The following is a 25,600-nucleotide window of genomic DNA, read 5'->3' as shown; positions in this document are numbered from 1 at the left end:
GGTCTTACTCCTGTTTCAACGGGCGGGTCATCAGCGCCTTCACGGCCTCGCCCACCCCGATTTCACCTGCCACCAGTCGCGCCACCATGGCCGCGACCGGCATATCCACCCCCCGCTCGGCCGCCAGCCGACCCACCGCCCGCGCGGTGGCGATTCCCTCGACCGTCGCCTGCGGCGGAACCTTGCCGGCCCCCAGCGCCAGCCCGTGGGCAAAATTCCGCGACTGCGCGCTGGTGCAGGTCAACAGAAGATCGCCCAAGCCCGACAGCCCTGCCAGCGTTTCGGCCCGCGCCCCCAGCGCCAGGGCGAACCGCCCCATCTCGGCATAGCCGCGCGTCACCAGGGCCGCCCGCGCGCTGTCACCCAGGCCGGCGCCGATCACCACCCCGGCGCCGATGGCGACGACGTTCTTCAAGGCTCCGCCCAGTTCGGCCCCGACCACATCGTCGGTGCGGTAGATCCGCAGCGTTGCGGTGGACAGCGCCGCCTGCAACGCCTCGGCCTGCGGTCCGGCGCAAGCCAGCGTCAGCGCCGTCGGCAGCCCGCGCGCAATGTCAGCGGCAAAGCTCGGCCCGGTCAGCACCGCCATTGCCGCCCGCGCGCCCGCCGCCGCGATCACGTCGGCCGGGCCTTGCAGGGTGGCCAGGTCGATGCCCTTGCAGCAGGCGACCAGGTCTTCGCCCAGCAGCGGTTGCCCGTCGGACCCCAGGAAATCGCGCAGCGCCTGCATCGGCATTGCCAGCAGCACCGGCCCGTTTTCCGCCAGGTCAGAGACGCTTTCGACCACATCCACCGTCGCCGGCAGCGCCACGCCCGGCAGCTTGGGGCTTTCCCGCAGCGCCGCCAGCCTGGGGTCGCGGCCCCACAGCCGCACCCGCCGCCCGTCGGCGGCAAAGGCCACCGCCAGCGCCGTGCCGAAGGCGCCCCCGCCCGCAATCGCGATCATGCCTTCGCCCCCCGCTTGCCCGACCCGATCAGGGGCACCGCCGTCGCATCCAGCGGCCAGCGCGACCGCGCCGCCAACTCCGGCCCGTCGCAATGGCCCAGCCGGAACCGCTCGATCCCCGCCCAGGCGATCATCGCCGCATTGTCTGTGCACAGCTTCAGCGGCGGCGCCAGGAACTGCACCCCCGCCGCACGGGCCACGGCTTCCAGCCGCGCCCGGATCATCCCGTTCGCCGCCACGCCCCCGGCCACCGCGATCACCGGCACCGGGCACAGCGCCAGCGCGCGCCCGGTCTTCTCGGCCAGCACATCGGCCACCGCCGCCTGGAACCCGGCGCACAGATCGCGCCGGTCCTGCACCGTCAGCCCGCCCTTTGCCGCCACCACCTCGTCACGCGCCCGCAGCACCGCCGTCTTCAGCCCGCTGAACGACAGGTCGCACCCCGGCCGGTCCAGCAGCGGCCGCGGCAACCGGAACCGCAGCGGATCGCCCGCCGCCGCCTCGGCCTCGACCGCCGGCCCGCCCGGTTGCGGCAGGCCCATGAGCTTGGCCACCTTGTCAAAGGCCTCGCCCGGGGCATCGTCGATGGTGCTGCCCAGCCGGTGAAACTCTTCCGGCCCGCGCACCATCAGAAACTGGCAATGCCCGCCCGAGACCAGCAGCATCAGATAGGGAAACCCGATCCCGTCGGTCAGCCGCGGCGTCAGCGCATGGCCGGCCAGATGGTTCACCCCCACCATCGGCAACCCGGTCGCCGCGCACAGCCCCTTGGCCAGCATCAGCCCCGAGAGAATCCCCCCGATCAGCCCCGGCCCGGCGGTCACGGCGATGCCGTCCAGATCGGACAGCGTCACCAGGGCCGCAGAAAGCGCCGCCTCGATCGCATGGTCCAGCTTCTCGGCATGGGCGCGCGCGGCGATCTCGGGCACCACGCCGCCAAAGGGGGCATGCAGCGCCGCCTGGCCCTCGACCACCGAAGACAGGATCGCCCCGCTGCCATCCGGCGCCAGCCGCACGACCGCCGCTGCGGTGTCATCGCAGCTGGATTCGATCCCCAGGAATGTCAGCGCCTTGCCCATCGCAGCTTGTAGCCCCCTGCGCCCCGCAGGTAGCATCGCGCCCATGACCAGACAATCCGCAATCCCGACTGCCGTTCCCGTGCTGATCACCCGACCCGAGCCGCAAGCCAGCCGCTTTGCCGAAGACCTCTGCGCCGCGTTCGGTGCTGCGGTGACCGCGCTGAAGACGCCGCTGATGGCCGAGGTGCTGCTGACCCCCGACCTTCCGGCCGGCCCTTTCGGGGCCGTCATCCTGTCGTCGGAAACCGGTGTGCGGGCGGCCGCACGGCTGCGCGACGCCGGCCAGCCGCTGCCCGGCCGCGCCTTTTGCGTCGGCGACCGCACCGCCGAGGTGGCCCGGGCAAGCGGTTTCGACGCCATCTCGGCCGGCGGGGCGGTCGAGAATCTGGCGGCACTGATTCTCTCGCGGCCCGACGAAGGTCCGCTTCTCTGGCTTCGAGGTCAGGATCGGGCCGGCGACTTGTTGTCGCTGCTGCCGGGCCGGCAGGTCGCCGAAGCCGTGGTCTACGCGCAGAAAGAGTGTCTTCCAACCGCCGAAGCGATGGCCGTGATCGCCGCTCCGGGGCCGGTCGTCGTGCCGCTGTTTTCGCCGCGAACAGCCCGTTTGTTCGTGCAGGCATTGCCTGAAACGCGATCTGCCACGCTTTTGCCGGTGGCGATGAGCGGCAATGTCGCGGCCGCCCTGCCGCCCGATCTGGCCCGCCTTGCGGTGGTGGCCGAGCGGCCCGACGCGCCCGCCATGATTGCAGCAATCTCCCGCGCGATCTCGCTCGGCGTGCCTTGAAGCTTCCTGCGGCAAGCGGTTAGTCTAAGGGCCAGCCAAATCCGGGGATGCAAATGCCCAACGATGATCTCACGATCCCGGACTCCGGCCCCGAGTCTGCGCCAGAACCAGAGCGCAAGCCGGAGCCGATTCCCCGCAAACAGCGACCGACACCGCCGCCAAGAAAAGCTGGATTTATCGCACCTCTTTTGGGCGGCGCTCTGGCTGCCGGGCTGGGCTTTGGCCTGTCGCACTTCGACCTGCTGAAACTGCGGCCCGCGGCGGATGACGAGGCGCTGAAGCAGCAGATCGGCACCCTTGCCACGGACATCGTCACCCTGCGCACCGACCTGACGGATCGCACCGCCGCGCTGGACGGCGCCCTTGCCGCCGCCCGGACCGAGGTGGCGACGGCAACGGCGGACCTTGACGCGCGCACCACGGCGGCGCTTGCCGGCCTGACCGGCTTGCCCGACCAGATGACGGCGCTGAGCGCGCGCATCGACGCGCTCGACACCGCGCTGGCCTCGGCGGCCACGCAAAGTTCGGACGGGTCGGTGTCGCAGGCCGGCCTCGCGGCGCTGACCGCCGCGGTCGAGACGGTGAAGGCAGACCTGGCCACGCTCAAGGCCGCGCCGGTCGAAACCAGCGACCCCGAAACCCTGCGCCAGATCGCCCGCGACGAGATGGCGGCCTGGGAATCGGCCAACATGGAACGCGTGCGGGCCGAAGAGGCCGCGGCCGAAGCCGCCGTCAAGCGCGCGGCGACGCTGGCGGCGTTGCACCAGGCGGCCGAAAGCGGGGCGCCCTATGCCGCCGAACTGGCGGCGCTGGGCGATGTCGCGGTGCCCGAGATCGTCAAGAAATACGCCGACGCCGGCATGCCGACGTTGGCCCGGCTGACCGACGCCTTTGCCGAACCGGCCCGCGCGGCCCTGGATGCCTCGTTGCGGGCGCAGGGCGGCGGCGGTGGCATGGGCGACCGCCTGTGGTCCTTCCTGCGGGTGCAGACCGGCGCCCGCTCGCTGACCCCGCGCGAAGGCAGCGACCCCGACGCCGTGCTGTCGCGCGCCGAGGCCGCGCTGCGCGAGGGCCGGGTGACCGATGCTCTGACCGAACTGACCGGCCTGCCGCCCGAAGGCCAGGCCGCCTTGGCCGACTGGATGACGCTGGCCAAGGACCACCTTGCCGCGACAGACGCTCTGGCAACCCTGAAAACGCCCTGAGGAGAAGCAGATGCTCTGGTCTCTTACCAAGGTTGTCATCTTCCTCGCCGCGATTGCGGGGCTTGCGATCCTGGCCGAAACCCTGCTGGAAAGCAGCGGCGAAGTCCGCATCTGGGTCTTCGGACAGGAATTCACCCTGGGCCCGCTGCAGGCGGCAATCGCCGCCGTGGGGCTGGTGCTGGGGATCTGGCTCTTCCTTCGCCTGCTGGGCCTGCTGGTCGCGGTGTTCCGTTTTCTGAACGGCGATGAGACGGCAATCACCCGCTACTTCGACCGCAACCGCGAACGGCGCGGCTTCACCGCCCTGAGCGAGGGCATGGTGGCGCTGGCATCGGGCGAGGCGAACCTGGCGCTCAGCCGGGCGCGGACGGCGGAAAAGCTGTTGAAGAAGCCGGAACTGACCACGCTTCTCACCGCTCAGGCGGCCGAGGCCGCGGGTGACGGCAAGACGGCGATGTCGGCCTACAAGTCGATGCTGGCCTCGGACAAGACCCGCTTCGTGGCGATCCGTGGCCTGATGCGGCAGAAGCTGGCCACCGGCGACACCGCCACCGCGCTGAAGCTGGCCGAAAAGGCGCTGGCGCTGCGTCCAAGGCACAGCGAGACACAGGACGTGCTGCTGAAGCTGCAGACCGACACGGCCGACTGGAAAGGTGCGCGCGCCACGCTGAACGAAAAGCTGCGCACGGGTGAACTGCCGCGCAGCGTCTATCGCCGGCGCGACGCGCTCCTGGCGCTGCAAGAGGCCAAGACCGTGCTGGACGAGGGCAGCACGATCGAGGCCCGCGAGGCCGCGATCGAGGCCAACAAGATGTCGCCCGACCTGATCCCGGCCGCCGTCATCGCTTCGCGGGCGCTGGTCGAGAAGGGCGACAAGAAGAACGCGATGCGGGTGCTGAAAAAGGCCTGGGAGGCCCGTCCGCACCCCGATCTGGCCGCCGCCTTCGCCGCCATCGAGCCCAACGAATCCGCCTCGGCCCGCCTGCGCCGGTTCAAGCCGCTGCTCACCACCCGTACCAGCGACGAGGAAACCCGCCTTCTGCAGGCCGAACTGATGCTGTTGAACGAAGATTTCCGGGGCGCCCGCCGCATTCTGGGCAGCCTGGCCGAAAAGCATCCGACCCAGCGCACGCTGGCGATCCTGGCTGCGGCGGAACGCGGCCTGGGCACCGACGACGCCGAGGTGCGGGCGATTCTGGCCCGGGCGCTGACCGCCTCGCGCGGGCCGCAGTGGTGCTGCGACAAGTGCGAAGCCGTCCAGGCCGAATGGAACCCGGTCTGCCGGTCCTGCGGCAGCTTCGATACGCTGACCTGGCGCGAGCCGGTCGCCTCGCGGCAGTCGCATACCGCCGTGGTTGCCGACATCTCTCCGATCCTGACCGGGGCCCCGCAGCGAGCACCAACGGCGCTGCTGCCAGGCATTGCCGAGGAAGTCGTCGAGATCCGGCCAGAGGACATCACCCGAAGTCCGTCGTGAAGGCGGGCCAGAGGCAAGCCCGCGCGCCCGTCCCGGACCGGGTCTTGCGGCGACTTGCATATCCGAACGGGCCATAGTAGGGGCTTGCCGAAGAAGGTTGCCGCTGTAGCTCAGCTGGTAGAGCACGTCATTCGTAATGATGGGGTCGGGGGTTCGAGTCCCTTCAGCGGCACCAATTCCGTTCTTGGCAAGAGATCAGGCCGTCGGCAGAACCCCGCGCCATCGGTCGGCAGGGTTCTGCTCTGCTGTCCGCTCGTCGGTCGCCGTCAGCCCTTCAGCGGCAGGCAGATTTCGGTGACCAGCTTGTCGGGCGGCGTGTCCACAGGCGAGTTGAGATAGACCTCGAACGGCGGCACGTCAGCAGGTTCCTCGCCCGATTTCGGCAACCAGATCGAATAGAGCTGGTCATAGCCGGCCTGCAGCCCGGCATAGGGGCCAGTGTGTGTCAACACGGCGCGTCGGCCGGCGGGCAGGTTGACGGTCTCGATCGGCGCGGCCATCCGGGGGGCCTGCGGCGACAGCTCAAAGCCGGCATGGCTGCGCAGCTTGTCGGACGGGGTGGCCGAGGGGTCGTCGTAATAGACGGCGATCATGGCGCCGACGTAAGGGAACAACTTGCGCGTCGCCATCAGGGCCGAAAGCCTTTCGAAGGCGTGGCCGATGGCGTGGTAGGGGCCGCTGTGCGGCAGGGCGGCCAGCTTGCGGGCCGGCTCGGAACGGATCTCGACAGGAAACATGATCAGGATCTCCGGTATGGTCAGGGGGGTAAAGGGGCGCAGTTCGCCCCGGTTGCGGAAGGCCCGCGGCGTCATTCCGAAGCTTTCGCTGAAGGCCCGGGTAAAGCTGGCGAGGCTGTCGTAGCCCACATCGCGCGCAATCTGCGCCACCGGCTGGTCAGTCTGCACCAGGGCCGCCGAGGCGTGGAACATCCGCAGCCGGCGCACCGCCTGGGCCGCCGTTTCGCCGGTCAGCGCGCGGAACACGCGGTGCCAGTGGAACCGGCTCATCGCGGCAACATCGGCCAGCGCGTCCAGCGACAGATCGGCCGCCGGATTGGCGTGGATGTAGTCCAGCACCCTGAGAATGCGCTTTTCCTGTGGAGTCTTCATCGCTCTTCGGTCCTTTCGGAGGGCGTCGCGGGGCCTCCGCGCAGAACGTCGCACGGGGCCCATCCGCAAATCTTGCCGAGTTGCACTTTGTTCGGCCGGCGGCCATATAGGAACCCTGTCCGGACGAGGATGCGTGATGATCTATCTCGACTTCGAGAAGCCCCTCGCCGAGATCGAGGGCAAGGCCGAAGAACTGCGGGCGATGGCGCGGACCTCGCCGGGAATGGATGTCTCGAAAGAGGCGGAGGGTCTGGACCGCAAGGCGGAGCAAGCGCTGCGCGACCTCTACAAGAGCCTGACCGCCTGGCAGAAATGCCAGGTCGCGCGGCACCCGGACCGGCCGCACTGCAAGGACTACATCGACGGGCTGTTCACCGAATTCACCACGCTGGCCGGCGACCGCGCCTTTGCCGATGACCATTCGGTGATGGGCGGCCTCGCGCGGTTCGAGGATCGCCCGGTGGTGGTGATCGGCCACGAAAAGGGCAACGACACCAAAAGCCGGATCGAGCGCAACTTCGGCATGGCGCGGCCCGAGGGCTATCGCAAGGCCATTCGCCTGATGGACCTGGCCGACCGCTTCCGGCTGCCGGTGATCACCCTGGTCGACACCCCCGGCGCCTATCCCGGCAAGGGCGCGGAAGAACGCGGCCAGGCCGAAGCCATCGCGCGCTCGACCGAAAAGTGCCTGACCCTGGGCGTGCCGCTGATCGCCGTGGTGATCGGCGAGGGCGGCTCGGGCGGGGCGGTGGCCTTCGCCACGGCCAACCGCGTGGCGATGCTGGAGCATTCGATCTATTCCGTCATCAGCCCGGAAGGCTGCGCCTCGATCCTGTGGAAGGACGCCGAGAAGATGCGCGAGGCGGCCGAGGCCCTGCGGCTGACGGCGCAGGATCTGGCCAAGCTGGGGATCATCGACAAGGTGGTGCCCGAGCCGGTGGGCGGCGCGCAACGGTCTCCCAAGGATGCGGTTGAATCGGTCGGCAAGGCGATTGCGGCCATGCTGGCTGATCTGACAGCCAAGACCCCGGCCGAACTGATCGCGGACCGGCGGAAAAAGTTCCTGAGCATGGGGTCGAAGGGCCTGGCGGCGTGAACCCCTGGGCCATCGTCGCCATCGCCGGGCTGATGGAGACCGGCTGGGCGCTGGGGCTGAAATATTCCGACGGGTTCTCCAGGCTCTGGCCCTCGGTCGCCACGCTGGTCATGGCAGTGGCCTCGTTCTGGCTGCTGAGCATCGCCATGCGGACCCTGCCGGTGGGCACGGCCTATGCCGTCTGGGTGGGCATCGGCGCGGTCGGCACGGCGGTGGCGGCGGTGTTCCTGTTCCAGGAACCGGTGAACGCGCTGCGGGTGGCCGGGATCGGGCTGATCCTGGCCGGGATCGTGGCGCTGAAATTCGCATGATCAGGGCCGCGGTTCTGGCGGCGCTGCTGGCGCTGCCGGCAGGGGCCGGCACGCTTGAGGGCCGGCTGGTCACCTTTACCGTGATGACCTGGGACGATCCGGCGGCACCCTTCCTGCAGGCCCGGGGGCGCACGGTCACGGTCGGCGCCGGGATCGAGTTTGGGCTTGGGCCAGAGGGCCTGACCGGCGGGCTGGACGTGGTGCCGGTGACGGTCGAGATCGGGCCGTCGCGGGTTGAGATGACCTATCCCAAAGGGATGGGGCAGTTCTTCACCGCCGGGTTCAACGGCTATGTGCTGCGCTTTGAAACCGATTGCGCGCTGTTTTCCGGCTGGAAGGTGGACAAGGCGTTCACCACCATGCCCGTGACGGACGCCGACATCTTCACCGACAGAGGCGCGCTTTACATCAACGTCTCGGGCCGCGACTACGGGCCTTCGGCGCGGCTGGCGGTCGACCTTGACGTGACCGACTGCCCGCTCAGCTGACCGGCCTTTTCGGCCGCTTCGGTTTTGGCGGCGGCAGGTCGGCGGCAATGGCACGCAAGGCGCGGCTCACGCGGTCCGGGTCGTCCAGCGCATCGGTGACCAGAAGGTGCTGCTTCGCACCCGGATAGGGATGGCCGGTGGCGCAGCCCGGCAGGGCAGCAAGTGCCCCGGCGGTGGGTTTCAGGAACAGCTGGTCGTCGCAGACCAGCGCCACCACCTTGTCCTCCAGATACAGCGCGTATTCGCCGAACATCTTGCGCGACGAAAGCGGCAGGTCCGACAACAGGTCGAGCAGGTGGTCGATGGTTTCGGCGCGGGTGGCCATCAGGGCGCCCGGAACCCGGCCTCGGCCATCAGCCGGTTCGAGGCGGTCTCGATCTCGGTCTCGATCCGCCGCATGAATTCGGGCACGCGCAGGCCCGGCTCGATGGCGGGCAGGAATTCCACCACGGCAAGACCGGGCTTGCGCAGGATGCCGTGGCGGGGCCAGAACACGCCGACATTGGTGGCGGCGGGCACGCAGGGCTGGCCAAGCTGGTCGTACAGAAGGCCGGTGCCCACCTTGTAGGGTTTCTTCGCGCCCGGGGCGACGCGGGTGCCCTGCGGGTAGATGATCAGCTGGCCGGGCAGGCCGGATGTTCTCTCGACATCGGCCTTCATCTTGGCGATGGCGGCGCCGCGCTTGCCGCGATCCACCGGCACACAGCCCATGCGCAGGGCGTATTGGCCCAGGAACGGCGCGTAAAGCAGTTCCCGCTTCATGATGAACTTGCCACGGGGAACGGCGGAAAAGATCATGATGATGTCGAAAAAGCTTTGGTGCTTGGCGGCGATCACCACCTCGCCGGTGGGCGGCGTGCCGCGGATCTCGGACCGCAGGCCGCACAGCACGCGGGCGGTAAAGCGCACCCAGCGGCAGTAGGCATGCGCCGCGGCAAAGGCGCCCTCGCGCGAGACCAGCGCCCAGGGGGCAAAGGCCAGCGCGATGGCGGCCAGGGCCAGATACATCTGCACCACGAAGACCAGCGATAGCACCCAGCGGACAGCGATCATGGCAGCTCTTTCAGTTTCTGGTGGGCGGCGCGGTGGGTGGCGGCAAAGGCCACGGCCCCGGCCAGCGGCGGCAGAAGAAGGGGAAGAAGCCAGCCCCAGCCGGTGAATCCAAGGCCGGTCAGGAACCCTCCGGCGGCATCGGCGCGCGGCAACAGCGCCACCCCGATCAGCCCGGCCAAGGCGCCTGCGGCGGCCCCGGTCAGCGCCCGCAGGGTGAACCGGCGCACGAAGGCGCGGGCGATGTAGCCATCGCGTGCGCCCACCAGCCGCAAGACCCGGATCACCTGGGCATTCGCGGCCAACGAGGCATTTGCAGCCAGCGTGATCATCGCCGCCATGGTCGCGCCGATCAGCACGATCGACAGCCAGCCCAGCAGGCGCAGCCGCCCCGCCGCCTCGGCCAGGGGGCGGCGCCAGCGGGTGTGGTCATCCAGCACCGCGCCCGGTGCCTCGGCCGCCAGGCGCTGGCGCAGGCCCTCGCCGTCATAGCCGGGCTCGGCCTCGACCAGTTCGATCAGGCGTGGCAGCGGCAGGGCCTCCACCGGCAGGTCGGGGCCGAACCACGGCTCCAGCAGGGCGCGCTGCTCGTCGTCGGTCAGCGCGCGGGCGCTGGCGACACCGGGGGTGGTGGCCAGCAGCGCCAGCACGGCGTCGGTCTGGGCCTGCATCTGGTCTGGCGGAGCGGCCAGCCGGATCGTCGCTGTCCGCGCCAGCGCATCCGACCAGCGATTGGCCAGCCGCCCCGAGGCCAGCGCCAGGGCCAGCGCGAAGACGCACAGAAAGGTCATCGCGCCGGCGGTGAACGTGGTCAGCCATGCGGTATGGCCTGAAGGCGGCACCACGCGGTCGGCGTTGCGCTCGGGGTTGACGAAGGCGGTCAGGGCCAGCGGCAGCTTCACAGGTCGGCCCCCGCCAGCTGGATGCGCCGCTTCGAGATCCGCAGCACCCGGGCCGAAACCTGCGATTTCGCCTGCCGGATCAGGTTCAGGTCGTGGGTGGCAACCAGGATCGTCTTGCCCATCCGGTTCAGCTCGACCAGCAGCTTCAACAGCCGCAGCGACATCTCCCAGTCCACGTTGCCGGTCGGCTCGTCAGCCAGCACCACGTCCGGCCCCATGATGATGGCCCGCGCCAGCGCGGCCCGCTGCCGCTCTCCCCCCGACAGCGACGGCGGGCGGGCGTCCGCCAGATGCCCCAGGCCCACCCAGTCCAGCAGGTCGGTCAGGTCGCGCGGATCACCGGCCCGCCCCGAGACGGTCAGCGGCAGCTGCACATTGGCCGTCAGCGGCAGGTGGTCCAGGAACTGCACGTCCTGATGCACCACGCCGATGCGGCGGCGACTGTTGGCGATGTCGTCCCGGGTCAGCGTCCGGACCTCGCGGTCGAACAGCGTCACATGGCCCGATGTGGGCATCAGCTCGGCATAGGCCAGCTTGAGGAAGGTGGTCTTCCCCGAGCCGGACGGGCCGGTCAGGAAATGGAACGACCCCGCCGCAAGCCGCAGCGAGACTTCGGAAAGAAGCTCGCCCCCGCCATAGTTGTAGGCCACGTTCTCGAACGAAATCACTCGCGCATTCCCCGGCGCCGGCGCCCAGACCCCGCCGACGCTGGCCCGAAGCTTTCGTGCTGTCAATTGCACGCCGCCGCGGGCCTGCACAAGGGCGCGATGGCCGGCGGGCCAGTCCCGCCCGGGCGCTGCCTCGGGCTGCACGCCCGACCCGAGCGTCCTGCCTCAGCGGCAACGGGGCCGTCTGTCACACCCGCCCCCGCCTGCGCCTCAGGTGCGCCGACATCCGCGCGCGCCCCCGCAACCCCGCCTTAACCCCGCCCAAGGCCTCCTGCCCAAAACCGGAAGGCTCCCCATGCGCATCCGCCTCAGCCAGATCGACCCCGCCGCCCTCCTGCGCGACCGCTCCACCCTCGACCCCGACGCCCTCGCCGCCCTGCAAGCCTCCATCGCGGCCGAGGGCCTGCGCACCCCGATCGAGGTCTGGCGCCTCACCATCCCGCGCCCGCCCTTCCGCTACGGCCTCATCGCCGGCCTCCGCCGCCTCACCGCCTTCCGCGCCCTCGCCGCCACCAACCCCGCCTTCGCCACCATCCCCGCCACGCTCCGCACGCCCGCCACCCTCGCCGCCGCCATGGCCGCCATGGTCACCGAGAACGAGATCCGCGCCCAGATTTCCCCCTGGGAGAAGGGCCGCCTCATCACCGACGCCGTGCACGAAGGCCACTTCGACACCCCCGACGCCGCCGTCGCCGCCCTCTACCCCGCGCTCACCCGCCAGGCCCGCGCCCGCATCCGCGCCTTCGCCGCCGTGGTCGAGGCACTCGACGGCACGCTGACCACCCCCGAGGCCCTGACCACCCCGCAGGTCGAGCGCCTCGCCGCCGCCCTCCGCGCCGGCTTCGACGGGTTGATCCACGCCACCCTCGCGCCCCTGCGCCGCGAAAGCCTCGCCACCCAGTGGTCCGCCCTGGCACCCGTGCTGGCCGAGTCCCTCAGCCCCCGCCCCGAGCCGCCCGGCCCCCCCGGCCGCCCCCGCCGCCTGCTGCACCTGAAACAGGGCCTGACCATCCGCCGCGAGATGACCCGAACCGGCTGGATCCTCCGCTTCTCCGGCCCCGAAGCCCGCAGCGGAGCCCTCATCGACGACGTGCTGGACCAGGTGGAGGCGTGGTTTCAGGTGAAGGGGTGAGGGGACCGCTCCGAACTCAACTGGTGCGCACGTACGAAACCCGATCGCGAGGTTCTCGCAAAATCTTGTGGCCCGGCCCATAAGTTGCTTCTACTTCAGAAATGGCCACCATATAAGGGATTGACAAACGGCAAGGAACGAAGCAGGAACAAATGAGCAAGTATGTGCCACAGCGGGTTCGGGACCCGCTACACGACTTGATAGAGTTTCGTCCAAATGCCTTCGAGGACGCAATGTGGCGGGTCATTCAGACGCGCCCCTTCCAGAGGTTGCGGCGCGTCAAGCAGCTTGCGTTTTCTGAACTCGTCTATCCGGGTGCGACCCACACAAGGTTCATTCATAGCATCGGTGTTTTCCATACTGCCCGATTGCTGATGGCTAACATTGAGAGACAGCTTGGAAAGGAAGACGCTTACTCGGAACCCAAGGCTAAGATCGCACTTGCAGCAGCATTGGTTCACGACGTTGGCCATGGACCTTTTAGCCACTCGTTTGAGACCGTTGGAAAGCGGCTTTCGCTGCCGAATCTCAGCCATGAAGCAATTAGCGCTAAGCTAATCAAGGAAAGTGAAATTGCGGAATCTCTGAATATTTTGGGTGGTGGATTTGCAAACGATGTTGGAAACCTTATTGCTCAAGATGGTCCGACCGATATATATAGTTCGGTGGTGTCGAGCCAGTTTGATGCTGATCGCTTGGATTACATGCGTCGGGACAAATTGATGACTGGGACACAGCACAGTGAAATTGATTTCACTTGGCTCATGGCGAATTTAAAGATCGGCTCCGTTGCGTATGGAGTGGACGAAGCAAAGGTCGGCGACATTGAAACTCTAGTTTTGGATTCGAAGGCGAGATTTGCCGCTGAAACCTACGTCCTAGGACTATTTCAACTCTATCCCACCGTTTACTTTCATAAGGCCACACGAAGCGCAGAGAAGGTTTTTACGGAGCTTTTTTTAAGGGTCATTAAAATCGTCCAAGAGGGTGATTACAGAAGATCAGGACTCGCGTTAAATCATCCGATTGTCAAGTTTGCTAGAAAGCCAGAGTCGATTGACAATTTTCTGAGTCTAGACGATACTGTAATTTGGGGGGCGATACACTCGTTTTGTGACGCCAACGATAATGTGGTTGCGAACCTCGCGATCCGCCTTCGAGACCGTAAATTGCTGAAATCATATGATATTCGGAATAGATTAAGGGAAATTTGTCCCGAATTAGGCGAGGATTCGAGGGACAGAGTTGTTAAGCTTGCAGGCTCAGGAATTGAGGAGTGGTCTGATGAGAAATCAAAGGATGTTCCAAGACTTATTCTAGACGATGCAAAGCGTAGCCCATACAAGAAGCTTGAATCCAGTTCTGGACCACTGGGAAAGATGTTGATTGAAGACAACGGGCAGCTGGTTGACTTGGGGGATATTTCCGATGTGGTTCGAGCAGCTCAGGTATTTAAGCTAAATCGAGTTTACTTTGATGAGGATGACCAGGAAGCGAAGCGCCACGTTGAAGCGGCCTTGACGAAAGCAATAGCGGAGGAGAAAGAATGACACATAAGAACATCACCTCAGAAATCGATGAGATTGTTGACATCGTTGCTACCGCGAACGGAAACCTAATTGGAAGAACGCGCCTTCAGAAGACGGCCTGCCTTCTGACAATGGCAGGGCTCAGTGATCGCTTTTCGTTTATCTACAAGCATTATGGTCCATTTAGTCAGGACTTAGCAGATGCGACTGAGTTGGCGACGCTTTTTTCTAATCTTTCCGAAGAGCAAAGGCGTACGCAATGGGGCAGCACCTATTCGGTGTTTACAACCTGCACAAAGGCCACAACTAGAATCGACAGCCCTCGCGCAAGGATGATATCAATCGCGAACGCTGCAGATCCTATTGAACTGGAACTTGCCACGACTGCGGCATTTCTGGCGAAGCAAGGTTTCAATGACCCTTGGGCCGAAACGGCAAGCCGAAAGCCGGAAAAGATCGCTAACGGTCGTCTTGATCGGGCAAAATGTCTTTATAAGCGCCTCTTGGCGATAGATACTCCGAAACCGCTTCCCGCGATTTAGGAAGTGAGGCTGCAGGGAACCTCATCCGACGACTGCGGCATTGAGGGCTTGATCAGCCAGCCACAGCGCCCTGTTGCCCGGCGACGATCTCGCTCACCCGGTTGGCCGGCACCCCCAGGCTGCGGGCCAGCGCCGACGCGCTCAGGCCCAGCGGGGCCAGGAACTCCTCGCCCAGCACTTCGCCGGGGTGCACCGGGTCAATGTCCGTCACAGCTTTCAACCTCATGCCCGTCGCCCCCGTCCCATCTGAAACAGACCCCAAACCCGGCCCCACGGGGTAATCCTTTGCGGCACCCAAAACCCCCAATCCCTGAACCGGCTCTCCAACCCGGTGGAGTCCTTTGCGGCCAAAGGGTCCCCAGCGTCGCCCCGGGACCTCCCGTCACGCCACCCGTTCCTACCCACCACACCCTGACCCCAAATCGCCGCATCGGCCCGGCGCCAAGCCTTCCGCTCACACGGCCGCCGAAACCTCCGATCCTCAACAAATCCTCAGACCGGCTCTGACCCATCGGAGTCCTTCGCAGCCAATCCCGGCCTCGCCCGGACCGCCCGCCCCGCCTCCGGGTCGCAGGCTGAGGCTCCACCCCACCTCGCCCACACCCCCGAATGGCCACATCGGCCCGGCGCCAGGGCCTCCACTCACACGCCCCCCAAAACCCCCCAATCCTTAACAACTCCCTAAAACGTCCTCGTAACCCATTGGAATCCCTTGCGGCAAAAGGTGTCCCATCATGGGACACTACCCGATGGCCCCCCGCACCCCCCCGGTCTGCCCCCGGTCCAGCAGCCAGTGGTCCAAAATCACGCAGGCCATCATCGCCTCCCCCACCGGCACCGCCCGGATCCCCACGCAAGGGTCATGCCGCCCCTTGGTCACCACCTCCACCGCCTCGCCGGAGAGGTTCACCGAGGCCCGCGGCGTCAGGATCGAGGAGGTCGGCTTCACCGCGAACCGGCACACCACCGCCTGCCCCGTGGAAATCCCCCCCAGGATCCCCCCCGCGTGGTTCGACCCGAACCGCAACCCGTCCTCCCCCATCCCCATCTCGTCCGCGTTCTCCACCCCCGTCAGCCCCGCCGCCGCCATCCCCGCCCCGATCTCCACCCCCTTCACCGCGTTGATCGACATCATCGCCCCCGCCAGGTCCTGGTCCAGCTTGCCGTAAAGCGGCGCCCCCAGCCCCGCCGGCACACCCTCCGCCACGACCTCGACCACCGCCCCCACCGAATTCTGGTCCTTCCGCACCTGGTCCAGATGCTCCGCCCACTCCCCCGCCGCGACAGCATCCGGGCACCAGAACGGGTTCCTCTCGACCTCGGCCAGATCGAACCGCGACCGGTCGATCCCCAGCTTCCCCAGCTGCACCATGTAGCCGGTGATCCGCACCTCCGGCGCCAGCACCGCCAGCACCGCCCGCGCCACCCCCCCCGCCGCCACGCGGGACGCCGTTTCCCGCGCGCTGGACCGCCCGCCGCCGCGCGGGTCGCGGACACCGTATTTCAGGTGGTAGGTCACGTCGGCATGCCCCGGACGGAATGCCTGCGCGATCTCGCCATAGTCCTTGGACCGCTGGTCGGTGTTCTCGATCATCAGCGAGATCGGCGTGCCCGTCGTCACCCCTTGGTACACCCCCGACAGGATGCGCACCGCGTCCGCCTCCTGGCGCTGGGTGACGAACCGCGACCCCCCCGGCTTCCTCCGGTCCAGCCAGGGCTGCAGGTCCGCCTCGCTCAACGGCACGCCCGGCGGGCAGCCATCCACCACGCAGCCGATCGCCGGCCCGTGGCTTTCGCCCCAGGTGGTGACCCGAAACAGATGGCCGAAGGTGTTGAGGCTCATGTCACTCTCCCTGATCCCGCTTGGGTCTAGGCAAGCCCAAGGCCCGCATCAAGCCCCTCTTGAAATCCGAACTCTCGTTCCCAAGTTAGCCAAGCGGGCCGGGCCCCTCTGACGACGCTTGTCGTGATGTCGGACCGCATCGAGAACGCGCTCGATGTCCGCCCGGCACCTTGCCTTTCACGGCAGACCTCTCGGCGCCCCAAACAGAGAGGCAATTGGGGTGGAATTTCTGTACCTGCTGTTTCTGGGCAAGCCCGTGTGGATGTGGCTTGTCTTCATCGGCATCGTGATCGCCCTGTTGATCCTGGACCTTGGCGTCCTGAACAAGAAGGACCACGAGATCGGCGTTGCCGAAAGCCTCAGGCTCTCGGCCCTGTACATCACCCTCGGCGTGGCCTTCTCGGGCTTTGTCTGGTGGCAGATGGACGTCGAATCCGCAAAGCTCTATCTGACCGCCTTCGTGGTGGAAAAGACCCTGGCGATGGACAACGTCTTTGTCATTGCGCTGATCTTCACCTACTTCGCCATCCCCCGCGTCTATCAGCATCGCGTGCTGTTCTGGGGCATCCTGGGCGTGATCGTGCTGCGCGGCATCATGATCGGCGCCGGCGCGGCGCTGGTCACCAACTATCACTGGGTCCTGTATCTTTTCGCGGCTTTCCTGGTCTTCACCGGAGTCAAGATGCTGGTCACCGACGACCAGCACATCGACATCAGCCAGAACCCCATCCTCAGGTTCATTCGACGTCGTCTGAACGTGACCGACAAGCTGCACGGCAACGCCTTCTTCGTGCAGGAACCGCATCCGCGCAGCGGCAAGCTGACGACCTTTGCAACGCCGCTGTTCCTGGCCCTGGTGATGGTGGAATTCGCCGACCTGGTCTTCGCGGTCGACTCGGTGCCGGCGGTCTTTGCCATCACCACCGACCCGTTCATCGTCTACACCTCGAACATCTTCGCTATCCTGGGCCTGCGCGCGCTTTACTTCGCGCTGGCGGCGATCCTGCACCGCTTCCACTACCTGAAATACGCGCTGGCGATCCTGCTGGTGTTCATCGGGTCCAAGATCTTCGTCGCCGATGCGCTGGGCTGGGAGAAGTTCCCCGCCAACTGGTCGCTGGCCATCACGCTTGGCATCCTGGGCGCGGGCGTGGCCTGGTCGCTGTGGAAGACGCGCGGCGACAAGGCCGTGGCGGGCTGACCCCTTCGCATCGGCGGCCCTTGCATGTGCCGCCGATGCGCCTATTCTGGCCGATACCTCGGGGTGTCTGGGCAACCAGGCTGAGATGCGAAAGCGAACCCGTTGAACCTGAACCGGATCATACCGGCGGAGGGAAGGTGCATCGGATCTCTCCATGCCCGGCCACCCGTCGCCCCCATGGAGGACCCTATGAAGCCCCCCCTTCTTGCGGCGACTGTCGTTTCCCTTGCGGCCGGTGCCGCGGTTGCGGAAACGCCTGTCCTGACCGTTCTGACCTATGACAGTTTCACCAGCGAATGGGGGCCCGGCCCGGCGGTGGAACAGGCCTTCGAGGCCATCTGCGGCTGCGATCTTCGCTTCGTCACCGGCGGCGACGGTGCCGCGCTGCTGGCCCGGCTGAAGCTGGAGGGGGCGGCAAGCGAGGCCGACGTGGTGCTGGGGCTGGACACCAGCCTTGCGGCCGAGGCGGCGGCGACGGGGCTGTTCGCCCCGCACGGCCAGGCGGCCGCAAAGGGCTTGCCGGTTCCATACGACGACCCGTTGTTCCTGCCGTATGACTGGGGCTGGTTCGCCTTTGTCCACGACAAGACCAGGCTGCCCGCGCCGCCCGCGTCCTTCGAGGCGCTGGCGGCAAGCGAGGTGAAGGTGGTGATCCAGGACCCGCGCTCCTCGACCCCCGGGCTGGGGCTGCTGCTGTGGGTCAAGGCGGCCCATGGCGACAGGGCCGCCGCGCTTTGGGCGGAACTCGCCGACAACATCGTCACCGTTACCCCCGGCTGGTCGGAAGCCTATGGCCTGTTCCTTGAGGGCGAGGCAGACATGGTGCTGAGCTACACCACCTCGCCCGCCTATCACCGGATTGCCGAGCAGGACGCCGGCAAGGACTGGGCGCCGTTCGCCGAGGGGCATTACCTGCAGGTCGAGGTGTCGGGCGTGCTGGCGGCCAGCGACCAGCCCGACCTGGCGCGCGCCTTCGTGGCCTTCACGCAAGGTTCCGAGTTCCAGTCGGTGATTCCGACGACGAACTGGATGTATCCCGCGGCCGAGATGCCGCTGCCGGAAGGGTTCGAGACGTCGCGGCCGGAAGTGTCGCTGCTGATGACAGCGGATGAGGCGCAGGCGGCCCGCGGGCCGGCGCTGGCGGAATGGCAAGCGGCGCTCGGGCAATAGGGGCGCTTGCGCTTCTGCTGGTCGCCGCGCCCCTGGTGGCGGTGGCCTGGGCGGCGGGGGGCGTCAGCCTGTCCGCCGCCGACTGGGCGGCGCTGCGCTTCACCGTGCTGCAGGCCACCGTGTCGTCGGTGGTTTCGGTGCTGCTGGCGGTGCCGGTGGCCAAGGCGCTGGCGCGGCGGCGGTTTCCGGGCCGGGGGGCGCTGATCACGCTGATGGGGGCGCCGTCCCTGCTGCCGGTGATCGTGGCGGTGCTGGGGCTGGTCGCGGTCTATGGCCGGGCGGGGTGGCTGAACGACGGGCTGGCGGCGGCCGGGCTGCCCCGGGTGCAGGTCTACGGCTTGCAGGGCGTGGTGATGGCGCATGTGTTCCTGAACCTGCCGCTGGCGACGCGGATGCTGCTGCAGGGCTGGCAGGCGATCCCGGCCGAGCGGTTCCGGCTGGCCGAGAGCCTGTCGTTCCGGCCGGCGGACGTGGCGCGCCACCTTGAGCGGCCGATGCTGGCCGAGGTGGTGCCGGGTGCGCTGGCCACCGTCTTCGCGGTCTGCCTGACCTCATTCGCGGTGGCGCTGGTGCTGGGCGGGGGGCCGCGGGCCACCACACTGGAGCTGGCGATCTACCAGGCGGTGCGGTTCGACTTCGATCTTGGCCATGCCGCCGGGCTGGCGCTGGTGCAGACGGCCCTGGGCGCCGCGGCGGCGCTGGCGGCCTGGCGGATGGCGCAGGCAGCTGGGTTCGGCGCGGGGCTGGACCGGGCGCCGATGTGGCGGGGTCCGGACGGCTGGCGGCGCGGGGCGGATGTGTTGGCGCTTGGGCTGGCTGCGGCGTTCCTGCTGGTGCCGATGGTGGCAATCCTGCTTCGGGGCCTGCCGGGGCTGGCGGACCTGCCGCCCGAGGTATGGGCGGCGGCCGGGCGTTCGGTCACGGTCGCGCTGGTGTCGACGGCGGCCACGATGACCGCCGCGCTGACCCTGGCGGTGGCGGTGGCGCGCGGCGGGGCGCGGTGGCTGGACCTGGCGGCGGCGCTGCCGCTGGCGACCAGCGGGCTGGTGCTGGGGACCGGCCTTTTCCTGATCGCCCAGCCCATCGTGCCGCCGACGCGGCTGGCCCTGCCGGTGACGGTGCTGGTCAACGCGCTGCTGGCGCTGCCCTTCGCCTTCCGGCTGCTCTTGCCCGAGGCGCGGGCGCTGCACGCGGGTTACGGGCGGCTGGCGGAAAGCCTGGGGCTGCAAGGCCCCGCCCGCCTGCGCCTGCTGACGCTGCCGCGGCTGGCCCGGCCGCTGGGCTTTTCCGCCGGGCTGACGGCGGCCTTGTCGATGGGCGACCTGGGGGTGATCGCGCTGTTTGCGGCCGATCAGGGCGCCACCTTGCCGCTTATGGTGCAGCGGCTGATGGGCGCCTACCGGACCGAGGCGGCAGCGGGGGCCGCGCTGCTGCTGGTGGGCCTGAGCTTCGCTCTGTTCTGGGCCTTTGACGCAGGGGGACGCCGTGCTGCAGCTTGACCGGGTGGAACTGGCGCAGCCGGGGTTCCGGTTGACGGCGGATTGGTCCGTGCCCAAGGGCGCACGGGTGGCGCTGATCGGGCCGTCCGGCGCCGGCAAGTCGTCGCTGCTGTCGGCCATCGCCGGGTTCTTCCCGCCGGTCGCCGGCCGCATCCTTTGGGCCGGAACCGACATCGGCGCCATGCCCCCCGGCGCGCGGCCGCTGTCGATCCTGTTCCAGGACCAGAACCTGTTTCCGCACCTGACGCTGGCGCAGAATGTCGCCATGGGCCTGCGCGCCGACCTGCGGCTGTCAACCGACGAACGCGCCCGGGTCGCTGCCGCCCTGGCACGGGTGGGGCTGCAGGGCCTGGACGACCGCCGGCCCGGAGAGCTTTCGGGGGGTCAGCAGGGACGAGCGGCCTTGGCCCGCGTGCTGCTGCGCGCGCGGCCCCTGCTCTTGCTGGATGAGCCCTTTGCCGCCCTTGGCCCGGCGCTCAAGGGGCAGATGCTGGGCCTGGTGGCCGAGGTCGCCGAAGACACCGGGGCGACGGTGCTGATGGTCACCCACGACCCCGCCGACGCGCGGCGCTTTGCAGAGCTGACGGTGCTGGTGGCCGAGGGTGTGGCCCACCGCCCGCACCCGACCGAGGCGCTGTTCGCCGAGCCGCCGCCGCCGCTGGCGGACTATCTGGGAGGCGCCTGAAATGCAAAGACCCCCGCCCGGGGTGCGGGCAGGGGTCCTGGATGTCACGTCAGACTGGCGTCAGGCGTGCTTTTTCTTGTTCTTCGCCGCAGCCCAGATCTGCTTGTTGGTGAAGTAGAGCAGCACCGTCAGCACGAACAGGAAGCCGACCGCGATGAAGCCGGCCTGCTTGCGCGCCATCATCTTCGGTTCGGCCGCCCACATCAGGAAGGCGGCCACGTCTTCGGCCATCTGGTCCATGGTGGCGGCGGTGCCGTCCTCATAGGTCACCAGATCGTCGAACAGTGCCGGAGGCATCTGCACATAGCTGCCCTTGATGGTCGAGACGCCATGTTCGTCCTTGCAGCTGTCCGGGATGCCGCCCACCGCGAAGACGGTGTTGTAGTAGTAGCCGTCGATGCCGTCCGGCGCGCAGTCCGGGTTCGCCTCGGCGAAGTGGGTCAGGTACGAGTAGATATACTCAGGCCCGCCCATCCCTTTGGTCAGCTGGTTGATCCCGGAGCCATAGGGCCCGTGGAAGCCGGCGCGCGCCTTGGCCATCAGCGAAAGGTCCGGACCCATGCCGTCGCCGGCGCGGATCGGGAAGGGATCAGTCCATTCGCGGGTGCGCTCGCTGCCATCCGGCAACACGACCGAATCCAGACCGGCGGCATATTCCCGCACTTGCTCGGGCGGCAGTTGCGGGCCACCCGGATCGGCCAGCGTGCGGATCGGCACGTACCGCATGCCGTGGCAGGCCGAACAGACTTCGGAGAAGACCTGAAGCCCGCGCTGCAACTGCGCCTGGTCGAACTTGCCCATCGGCCCTTCAAAGACGAAGGCCTTGTCGATCATGTCGGATTCCGGGCCGCCCGCGGCCAAAGCCACCCCGGACGAAAGGACCAGCGCCGAGACTGCCGAGAGTGCGATTTTCCTCATCATGGTCATCACCTTTCTCACTCGGCCGGGGTCGATTTGATGCCGTAGTGGGCATTGAAGTCTTCTTCGATCGACGCCGGCAGCGGGGTCGGCTTCTCGATCACGCCCAAGAGCGGCAGGATCACCAGGAAGTAGGCGAACCAGTAGGCCGAGGCGATCAGCGAGATCGTGGCGTAGGGCTCTTCCGCGGGCATGGCGCCGCACCACATCAGGACGATGAAGTCGACCACCAGAAGCGCAAACCACCAGCGGAACATCGGCCGGTAACGGCCCGACTTGACCGAAGAGGTGTCAAGCCAGGGCGCCAGCGCCAGAACCAGGATCGAGCCGAACATCGCCAGCACGCCGAAGAACTTGGCGTCGACGATGCCGAAGGTCAGCCAGTTGGTCGCGATCACCACCCAGACGTCGGCGGTAAAGGCGCGCAGGATCGCGTAGAACGGCAGGAAGTACCATTCCGGCACAATGTGGATCGGCGTCGAAAGCGGGTTCGCCTCGATGTAGTTGTCGGGGTGGCCCAGGTAGTTGGGCATGAAGCCCACCACCGCGAAGAACAGGACCATGATGACGCCCAGGGCGAACAGGTCCTTCATCACGAAGTAGGGCCAGAACGGCAGGGTGTCGCGCTCGGCCTCTTCGCGCGAGGTGCGGCGCACCTCAACCCCGGTGGGGTTGTTGTTGCCGGTGGTGTGGAAGGCCCAGATGTGCACCGCGACCAGCGCCGCGATCACGAAGGGCAGCAGGTAGTGCAGCGAGAAGAAGCGGTTCAGCGTGGCATTGTCCACCGCAGGGCCGCCCAGCAGCCAGGCCTGGATCGGCTCGCCGATGCCGGGGATGGCGCCGAACAGGCCGGTGATCACGGTCGCGCCCCAGAACGACATCTGACCCCAGGGCAGGACATAGCCCATGAACGCGGTGGCCATCATCGCCAGGTAGATCAGCATGCCGATGATCCAGGTCACCTCGCGCGGGGCCTTGTGGCTGCCGTAGTAGAGGCCGCGGAAGATGTGCAGATACACTGCAAAGAAGAACAGCGAGGCGCCGTTGGAATGCAGGTAGCGCAGCATGTGGCCGCCGTTCACGTTGCGCATGATGTGCTCGACGCTGGCGAAGGCCAGGTCGACATGCGGCGTGTAGTGCATCGCCAGCACCACGCCGGTGACGATCTGAAGCACCAGGCAGAAGGTCAGGACGATACCCCAGATCCACATCCAGTTCAGGTTGCGGGGCGTGGGGATCATGATGGTGTCGTACAAGAGCCCGATGATCGGCAGCCGCTTGTGCAGCCAGGTTTCGGGTGCCGTTTTCGGCTCGTAATGGTCGTGCGGAATTCCTGACATGTGTCTCGACCTCAGCCCAGCAGGATGGTTGTGTTGGTTTCGTCGGTGAATTTCACCAGCGGAATGTCAAGGTTGCGCGGGGCAGGTCCTTTGCGGATGCGTCCGGCGGTATCGTAGTGCGAGCCGTGGCAGGGGCAGAACCAGCCGCCGAATTCACCCGCGCCGTTGCCCATCGGCACGCAGCCAAGGTGGGTGCAGACGCCGATCATGATCAGCCATTCGCCGGCTTCGTCCAGCGTCCGGTTCTGGTCGCTGGCATCGGCGCCGGGCTTGTTGAGGTTCTCGGCGGTCTTGTCGATCAGCGTGTTCACATCAACCGCGCGGCCGGCCTCGATCTCTTCCGGGGTGCGGCGGCGGACGAACACCGGCTTGCCGCGCCATTTCACGGTCAGTTGGGTGCCGACCTCGACCGCCGAGACGTCGACGAAGATCGAAGACATCGCCTGGACATCGGCCGAGGGGTTCATCTGGTCGATCAGCGGCCAGACGGCGGCGCCGGTCGCAACGACCCCGGCCCCGGCAGTGGCGTAGTAAAGGAAATCCCGGCGTGTGCCTTCGTTGTCTGCAGCGTGGGACACGGTCATTTCTCCCTTGCACGGCCGCCAGGGACGGGCAGCCAAAAAGACTCGGGGCCTGTGGTTACCCATAGGCCTGCGGGCGCGCTTGTAGCCAAGGGCGGGCGCAGCGTCCAGCGGACAAAGACGCACATATGCAAGATTCCGGATGGCTTCAGCGGGAAAATGCAGTCCGGGCACCACCATCAGCCAACCGGCTGGGTCGCCGTCATCGACGGCCGGGCTGAAAACTCGGCCTCCCAGGCGGCCAGATCGGGATGAGCCGCCCGCCAGGCCCGGGCCGAGTGGCGGAAATCCAGGTACCCCAGGGCGCAGGCCACCGCGACCTGACCCATGTCCAGCGGCCCTTCCAGGTGGTCCATCCAGCGTTGTTCCAGTGCGTCGAGGGCGCGGGCGATCTTGGCCCACTGGCCTTCGGTCCAGGGGTCGTAGCGGCGATCCTCGGGCCGGATGCGGGCCTCATAGACCATCAGGACCGCCGCCTCCAGGATGCCATCGGCGGTGGCCTCCAGCGTCAATGTGTCCCACAGCCTGGGCGGCGCGGGGTAAAGCCCGGCACCGGCCAGCGAATCAAGATAGCGGCAGATCACCCGGCTGTCGTAGATCGCGTGGCCGTCGTCGGTGACCAGGGCGGGGATCTTGCCCAGCGGGTTATGGTCCACCGGCATGGTGCCCGGATCGACCGGGGTGCCCGAGGCATGCACCAGCTCGACACCCGAAATCCCGGCCTCGGCGACCAGAACCATGACCTTTCGCACGTAAGGCGAGGTGGTCGAGTGATAGAGTTTCATTCCGGCACCTCCCGCAACGCATCCGCTTGCGCAAGGCCGATGGTAGGGGTGCGGTCCGGCACTGTCCATCCGGACCACCAGCCAGCTCAGGGCGTCCTTGCCGCCAACATCAGTGCGGCGATCTGCTCCGGGCGGCCTGGCTCCGGCAAGCCGGTCAGGGCCGCCGCCGCCCGGACACGTACCTCCGCGGGTTTGTTCTGGTTCAGCTTCCAGGTGCCGTCGACCTGTTCGATCTGCAACCGGAACGGCAGGATGGCCCGCATCATCCTTTGCATCGCCCCATCGCTCATCTTCGCGCTGGTCCAGGGCGTCTTGGGCCGCAGCCTGCCCTCATGCTCGGCGCTGATCGCGTCAAGATGCGGCTCCAGCGCCACGGGCGGCAGGGAGTGCAGCGTGCCGCGCAGGTGGACGGCGACGTAGTTCCAGGTCGGCACCTGATCGGGCACCTGCTCATGCGGCCCGTACCAGTCGGGCGAGACATAGGCCCAGGGCCCCTGCACCGCCAGCAGCGCCGGCACCGGCAACCCGGCCCGCGCGATCGGGTTCGACCGCGCCAGATGCACCTCGGCCGACAGCCCGTCACCGGCCAGCAGGAACGGCACATGCGCCGCCAACGGTCCTTCGCCACCGTTGACCGTCAGCATCCCGAATCCGTTGGCCCGGGCGAAAGCCAGGTTTTCCTGCGCCGATGCCTGGCGGAAGGCGGGGTTGGGGTGCACGGCGCGGCTCCTTTCCGGCAAGAGAAAGGCCGCCCCGGTGTCCCGCGGGCGGCCCTTTGGTGATCCGGCTTGCCGGAAGCGTGCTCAGCCCTGGCGGGCCTTGTAGCGCTTCTGCGTCTTGTTGATCACGTAGACCCGGCCCTTGCGGCGCACGACCTGGCAATCGCGATGACGCGTCTTCAGCGAGCGGAGCGAGTTGGCAACCTTCATGGTCGGTCCTCCCTACTTTCGCGGCGCAGCCTCGCGCCAGATGAAAACCCTTGCCCCTGCTGCCAGAGGCGGTGAATGGTGGGCGGTACTGGGATCGAACCAGTGGCCACTACGATGTCAACGTAGTGCTCTACCGCTGAGCTAACCGCCCGCCTGTCCTTGCGAATTCCCGTACGTCCCCGTCGCGCAAACGAAAAGGACGCGGGATGTCCGCGTCGGCGTGGGCGGTCTATACTGAGAGTCGCCTGCCGCCGCAAGAGGTTTTGGCTTTGCCGCGAATGCCGCTATATCATGGCTGACGAAGTCCCGGGCCGCGCTGCGACCCCGATCC

Annotated in this window: 28 protein-coding genes, 2 tRNA genes and 1 riboswitch; of the genes, 14 read left to right on the top strand and 16 right to left on the bottom strand. The window is 67.4% G+C overall.

Going from position 1 to position 25,600, the window contains the following annotated elements; genetic code table 11:
• Positions 1–4: 4 nt before the first annotated feature.
• Complete coding sequence (locus LHP98_RS07065; protein WP_227251817.1) at positions 5–946, bottom strand: NAD(P)H-dependent glycerol-3-phosphate dehydrogenase; 942 nt, start codon at positions 944–946, stop codon at positions 5–7.
• Complete coding sequence (gene tsaD / locus LHP98_RS07060; protein WP_227251816.1) at positions 943–2,025, bottom strand: tRNA (adenosine(37)-N6)-threonylcarbamoyltransferase complex transferase subunit TsaD; 1,083 nt, start codon at positions 2,023–2,025, stop codon at positions 943–945. Before tsaD ends, LHP98_RS07065 begins: the two co-directional genes overlap by 4 nt.
• A 175-nt stretch (positions 2,026–2,200) precedes the next feature.
• Here tsaD and LHP98_RS07055 point away from each other — a divergent pair, with 175 nt between their 5' ends.
• The 4 genes from LHP98_RS07055 (at position 2,201) to LHP98_RS07040 (ending at position 5,666) form a co-directional block, all read left to right on the top strand.
• Positions 2,201–2,809: a uroporphyrinogen-III synthase gene (locus LHP98_RS07055; protein ID WP_413687547.1), complete on the top strand. Its 609-nt coding sequence runs from the start codon at positions 2,201–2,203 to the stop codon at positions 2,807–2,809.
• 188 nt (positions 2,810–2,997) lie between these two features.
• Entirely contained in the window at positions 2,998–4,014 is a 1,017-nt protein-coding gene (locus tag LHP98_RS07050) for a COG4223 family protein (RefSeq protein ID WP_227251814.1), read from the top strand.
• Positions 4,015–4,024: 10 nt separating this feature from the next.
• Positions 4,025–5,491 (top strand): heme biosynthesis protein HemY, encoded by a 1,467-nt coding sequence (locus LHP98_RS07045; RefSeq protein WP_227251813.1) that lies wholly within the window; start codon positions 4,025–4,027, stop codon positions 5,489–5,491.
• A gap of 99 nt (positions 5,492–5,590) precedes the next feature.
• Positions 5,591–5,666 (top strand) — tRNA-Thr (locus LHP98_RS07040).
• 91 nt (positions 5,667–5,757) lie between these two features.
• Here the strand turns inward: LHP98_RS07040 and LHP98_RS07035 are convergent.
• A complete protein-coding gene (locus tag LHP98_RS07035; RefSeq protein ID WP_227251812.1) occupies positions 5,758–6,600 on the bottom strand; it encodes an AraC family transcriptional regulator in 843 nt (280 codons plus the stop codon).
• Positions 6,601–6,736: 136 nt separating this feature from the next.
• On the opposite strand from LHP98_RS07035, the gene LHP98_RS07030 reads away from it, so the two are divergent.
• Genes LHP98_RS07030 through LHP98_RS07020 form a run of 3 tightly spaced genes read left to right on the top strand, consistent with a single transcriptional unit; the run spans position 6,737 to position 8,495 of the window.
• A complete protein-coding gene (locus tag LHP98_RS07030; protein ID WP_227251811.1) occupies positions 6,737–7,696 on the top strand; it encodes an acetyl-CoA carboxylase carboxyltransferase subunit alpha in 960 nt (319 codons plus the stop codon).
• Complete coding sequence (locus tag LHP98_RS07025) at positions 7,693–8,007, top strand: DMT family transporter (protein WP_227251810.1); 315 nt, start codon at positions 7,693–7,695, stop codon at positions 8,005–8,007. Before LHP98_RS07030 ends, LHP98_RS07025 begins: the two co-directional genes overlap by 4 nt.
• Positions 8,004–8,495 carry a hypothetical protein gene (locus tag LHP98_RS07020; protein ID WP_227251809.1) on the top strand — a complete coding sequence of 164 codons (492 nt, stop codon included), beginning with the start codon at positions 8,004–8,006 and terminating at the stop codon, positions 8,493–8,495. Before LHP98_RS07025 ends, LHP98_RS07020 begins: the two co-directional genes overlap by 4 nt.
• Here the strand turns inward: LHP98_RS07020 and LHP98_RS07015 are convergent.
• Genes LHP98_RS07015 through LHP98_RS07000 form a run of 4 tightly spaced genes read right to left on the bottom strand, consistent with a single transcriptional unit; the run spans position 8,488 to position 11,115 of the window.
• Positions 8,488–8,820 (bottom strand): TfoX/Sxy family protein, encoded by a 333-nt coding sequence (locus LHP98_RS07015; protein WP_227251808.1) that lies wholly within the window; start codon positions 8,818–8,820, stop codon positions 8,488–8,490. The two genes, LHP98_RS07020 and LHP98_RS07015, sit on opposite strands and share 8 nt — an antisense overlap.
• Entirely contained in the window at positions 8,820–9,548 is a 729-nt protein-coding gene (locus LHP98_RS07010; protein WP_227251807.1) for a lysophospholipid acyltransferase family protein, read from the bottom strand. The genes LHP98_RS07015 and LHP98_RS07010 overlap by 1 nt, the downstream gene beginning before the upstream one ends.
• Complete coding sequence (locus LHP98_RS07005) at positions 9,545–10,447, bottom strand: cell division protein FtsX (protein WP_227251806.1); 903 nt, start codon at positions 10,445–10,447, stop codon at positions 9,545–9,547. Before LHP98_RS07005 ends, LHP98_RS07010 begins: the two co-directional genes overlap by 4 nt.
• Positions 10,444–11,115 (bottom strand): cell division ATP-binding protein FtsE, encoded by a 672-nt coding sequence (locus LHP98_RS07000; RefSeq protein WP_227251805.1) that lies wholly within the window; start codon positions 11,113–11,115, stop codon positions 10,444–10,446. The genes LHP98_RS07005 and LHP98_RS07000 overlap by 4 nt, the downstream gene beginning before the upstream one ends.
• Positions 11,116–11,410: 295 nt before the next feature.
• Here LHP98_RS07000 and LHP98_RS19475 point away from each other — a divergent pair, with 295 nt between their 5' ends.
• From LHP98_RS19475 to LHP98_RS06985, 3 genes are all read left to right on the top strand, one after another.
• The gene (locus tag LHP98_RS19475) at positions 11,411–12,247 is read left to right on the top strand and encodes a ParB/RepB/Spo0J family partition protein (RefSeq protein ID WP_264473682.1); all 837 of its coding nucleotides are present in this window, start codon (positions 11,411–11,413) and stop codon (positions 12,245–12,247) included.
• Positions 12,248–12,399: 152 nt separating this feature from the next.
• Entirely contained in the window at positions 12,400–13,797 is a 1,398-nt protein-coding gene (locus LHP98_RS06990; protein WP_227251804.1) for an HD domain-containing protein, read from the top strand.
• Positions 13,794–14,318 (top strand): hypothetical protein, encoded by a 525-nt coding sequence (locus tag LHP98_RS06985; protein ID WP_227251803.1) that lies wholly within the window; start codon positions 13,794–13,796, stop codon positions 14,316–14,318. The genes LHP98_RS06990 and LHP98_RS06985 overlap by 4 nt, the downstream gene beginning before the upstream one ends.
• Before the next feature lie 52 nt (positions 14,319–14,370).
• On the opposite strand, the gene LHP98_RS06980 is transcribed toward LHP98_RS06985, so the two are convergent.
• On the bottom strand, positions 14,371–14,544 hold the full coding sequence (locus LHP98_RS06980; protein ID WP_264473681.1) for a HigA family addiction module antitoxin: 174 nt from the start codon (positions 14,542–14,544) through the stop codon (positions 14,371–14,373).
• A 516-nt stretch (positions 14,545–15,060) separates the two neighbouring features.
• On the bottom strand, positions 15,061–16,161 hold the full coding sequence (gene aroC / locus LHP98_RS06975; RefSeq protein ID WP_227251802.1) for a chorismate synthase: 1,101 nt from the start codon (positions 16,159–16,161) through the stop codon (positions 15,061–15,063).
• 220 nt (positions 16,162–16,381) lie between these two features.
• Between aroC and LHP98_RS06970 the strand changes: the two genes are divergently transcribed.
• The 4 genes from LHP98_RS06970 to LHP98_RS06955 all read left to right on the top strand — a co-directional run bounded on the left by LHP98_RS06970 (position 16,382) and on the right by LHP98_RS06955 (position 20,716).
• Complete coding sequence (locus tag LHP98_RS06970) at positions 16,382–17,362, top strand: TerC family protein (RefSeq protein WP_227251801.1); 981 nt, start codon at positions 16,382–16,384, stop codon at positions 17,360–17,362.
• A gap of 49 nt (positions 17,363–17,411) precedes the next feature.
• Positions 17,412–17,514, top strand: a riboswitch (TPP riboswitch).
• A 37-nt stretch (positions 17,515–17,551) separates the two neighbouring features.
• Positions 17,552–18,532 (top strand): thiamine ABC transporter substrate binding subunit, encoded by a 981-nt coding sequence (gene thiB / locus LHP98_RS06965; protein ID WP_227251800.1) that lies wholly within the window; start codon positions 17,552–17,554, stop codon positions 18,530–18,532.
• Positions 18,508–20,031, top strand: a complete 1,524-nt coding sequence (locus LHP98_RS06960; RefSeq protein ID WP_227251799.1) for a thiamine/thiamine pyrophosphate ABC transporter permease ThiP — start codon at positions 18,508–18,510, stop codon at positions 20,029–20,031. Before thiB ends, LHP98_RS06960 begins: the two co-directional genes overlap by 25 nt.
• Complete coding sequence (locus LHP98_RS06955; protein WP_227251798.1) at positions 20,018–20,716, top strand: ATP-binding cassette domain-containing protein; 699 nt, start codon at positions 20,018–20,020, stop codon at positions 20,714–20,716. Before LHP98_RS06960 ends, LHP98_RS06955 begins: the two co-directional genes overlap by 14 nt.
• 60 nt (positions 20,717–20,776) lie before the next feature.
• Here the strand turns inward: LHP98_RS06955 and LHP98_RS06950 are convergent, their stop codons facing one another.
• The 7 genes from LHP98_RS06950 to LHP98_RS06920 form a co-directional block, all read right to left on the bottom strand.
• Entirely contained in the window at positions 20,777–21,643 is an 867-nt protein-coding gene (locus LHP98_RS06950) for a cytochrome c1 (protein ID WP_319638921.1), read from the bottom strand.
• Between the two features lie 8 nt (positions 21,644–21,651).
• Entirely contained in the window at positions 21,652–22,974 is a 1,323-nt protein-coding gene (gene petB, locus LHP98_RS06945) for a cytochrome b (protein WP_227251796.1), read from the bottom strand.
• A gap of 11 nt (positions 22,975–22,985) precedes the next feature.
• The gene (gene petA / locus LHP98_RS06940; protein WP_227251795.1) at positions 22,986–23,552 is read right to left on the bottom strand and encodes a ubiquinol-cytochrome c reductase iron-sulfur subunit; all 567 of its coding nucleotides are present in this window, start codon (positions 23,550–23,552) and stop codon (positions 22,986–22,988) included.
• 182 nt (positions 23,553–23,734) lie between these two features.
• Complete coding sequence (locus LHP98_RS06935; RefSeq protein ID WP_227251794.1) at positions 23,735–24,340, bottom strand: glutathione S-transferase; 606 nt, start codon at positions 24,338–24,340, stop codon at positions 23,735–23,737.
• 86 nt (positions 24,341–24,426) lie between these two features.
• Complete coding sequence (locus tag LHP98_RS06930; protein ID WP_227251793.1) at positions 24,427–25,059, bottom strand: FMN-binding negative transcriptional regulator; 633 nt, start codon at positions 25,057–25,059, stop codon at positions 24,427–24,429.
• 84 nt (positions 25,060–25,143) lie between these two features.
• A complete protein-coding gene (gene ykgO, locus LHP98_RS06925) occupies positions 25,144–25,269 on the bottom strand; it encodes a type B 50S ribosomal protein L36 (protein WP_023666132.1) in 126 nt (41 codons plus the stop codon).
• Between the two features lie 76 nt (positions 25,270–25,345).
• Positions 25,346–25,420, bottom strand: a tRNA-Val gene (locus LHP98_RS06920).
• Positions 25,421–25,600: the final 180 nt, after the last annotated feature.

The organism is Rhodobacter sp. Har01 (assembly GCF_020564565.1).
GTDB lineage: Bacteria > Pseudomonadota > Alphaproteobacteria > Rhodobacterales > Rhodobacteraceae > Pseudogemmobacter.
The sequence above is the reverse complement of the archived record's forward strand: the minus strand, read 5'-3'. Positions and strand labels throughout refer to the sequence as shown.

What these genes read in the sequence shown, in the direction of transcription:
- LHP98_RS07065 (WP_227251817.1), bottom strand. Translation starts at nt 946, where the DNA reads ATGATCGCGATTGCGGGCGGGGGCGCCTTCGGCACGGCGCTGGCGGTG.
- tsaD (WP_227251816.1), bottom strand. Translation starts at nt 2,025, where the DNA reads ATGGGCAAGGCGCTGACATTCCTGGGGATCGAATCCAGCTGCGATGAC.
- LHP98_RS07055 (WP_413687547.1), top strand. Translation starts at nt 2,201, where the DNA reads ATGGCCGAGGTGCTGCTGACCCCCGACCTTCCGGCCGGCCCTTTCGGG.
- LHP98_RS07045 (WP_227251813.1), top strand. Translation starts at nt 4,025, where the DNA reads ATGCTCTGGTCTCTTACCAAGGTTGTCATCTTCCTCGCCGCGATTGCG.
- LHP98_RS07035 (WP_227251812.1), bottom strand. Translation starts at nt 6,600, where the DNA reads ATGAAGACTCCACAGGAAAAGCGCATTCTCAGGGTGCTGGACTACATC.
- LHP98_RS07030 (WP_227251811.1), top strand. Translation starts at nt 6,737, where the DNA reads ATGATCTATCTCGACTTCGAGAAGCCCCTCGCCGAGATCGAGGGCAAG.
- LHP98_RS07020 (WP_227251809.1), top strand. Translation starts at nt 8,004, where the DNA reads ATGATCAGGGCCGCGGTTCTGGCGGCGCTGCTGGCGCTGCCGGCAGGG.
- LHP98_RS07015 (WP_227251808.1), bottom strand. Translation starts at nt 8,820, where the DNA reads ATGGCCACCCGCGCCGAAACCATCGACCACCTGCTCGACCTGTTGTCG.
- LHP98_RS07010 (WP_227251807.1), bottom strand. Translation starts at nt 9,548, where the DNA reads ATGATCGCTGTCCGCTGGGTGCTATCGCTGGTCTTCGTGGTGCAGATG.
- LHP98_RS19475 (WP_264473682.1), top strand. Translation starts at nt 11,411, where the DNA reads ATGCGCATCCGCCTCAGCCAGATCGACCCCGCCGCCCTCCTGCGCGAC.
- LHP98_RS06990 (WP_227251804.1), top strand. Translation starts at nt 12,400, where the DNA reads ATGAGCAAGTATGTGCCACAGCGGGTTCGGGACCCGCTACACGACTTG.
- LHP98_RS06985 (WP_227251803.1), top strand. Translation starts at nt 13,794, where the DNA reads ATGACACATAAGAACATCACCTCAGAAATCGATGAGATTGTTGACATC.
- LHP98_RS06980 (WP_264473681.1), bottom strand. Translation starts at nt 14,544, where the DNA reads ATGAGGTTGAAAGCTGTGACGGACATTGACCCGGTGCACCCCGGCGAA.
- aroC (WP_227251802.1), bottom strand. Translation starts at nt 16,161, where the DNA reads ATGAGCCTCAACACCTTCGGCCATCTGTTTCGGGTCACCACCTGGGGC.
- thiB (WP_227251800.1), top strand. Translation starts at nt 17,552, where the DNA reads ATGAAGCCCCCCCTTCTTGCGGCGACTGTCGTTTCCCTTGCGGCCGGT.
- LHP98_RS06960 (WP_227251799.1), top strand. Translation starts at nt 18,508, where the DNA reads ATGGCAAGCGGCGCTCGGGCAATAGGGGCGCTTGCGCTTCTGCTGGTC.
- LHP98_RS06950 (WP_319638921.1), bottom strand. Translation starts at nt 21,643, where the DNA reads ATGACCATGATGAGGAAAATCGCACTCTCGGCAGTCTCGGCGCTGGTC.
- petB (WP_227251796.1), bottom strand. Translation starts at nt 22,974, where the DNA reads ATGTCAGGAATTCCGCACGACCATTACGAGCCGAAAACGGCACCCGAA.
- LHP98_RS06935 (WP_227251794.1), bottom strand. Translation starts at nt 24,340, where the DNA reads ATGAAACTCTATCACTCGACCACCTCGCCTTACGTGCGAAAGGTCATG.
- ykgO (WP_023666132.1), bottom strand. Translation starts at nt 25,269, where the DNA reads ATGAAGGTTGCCAACTCGCTCCGCTCGCTGAAGACGCGTCATCGCGAT.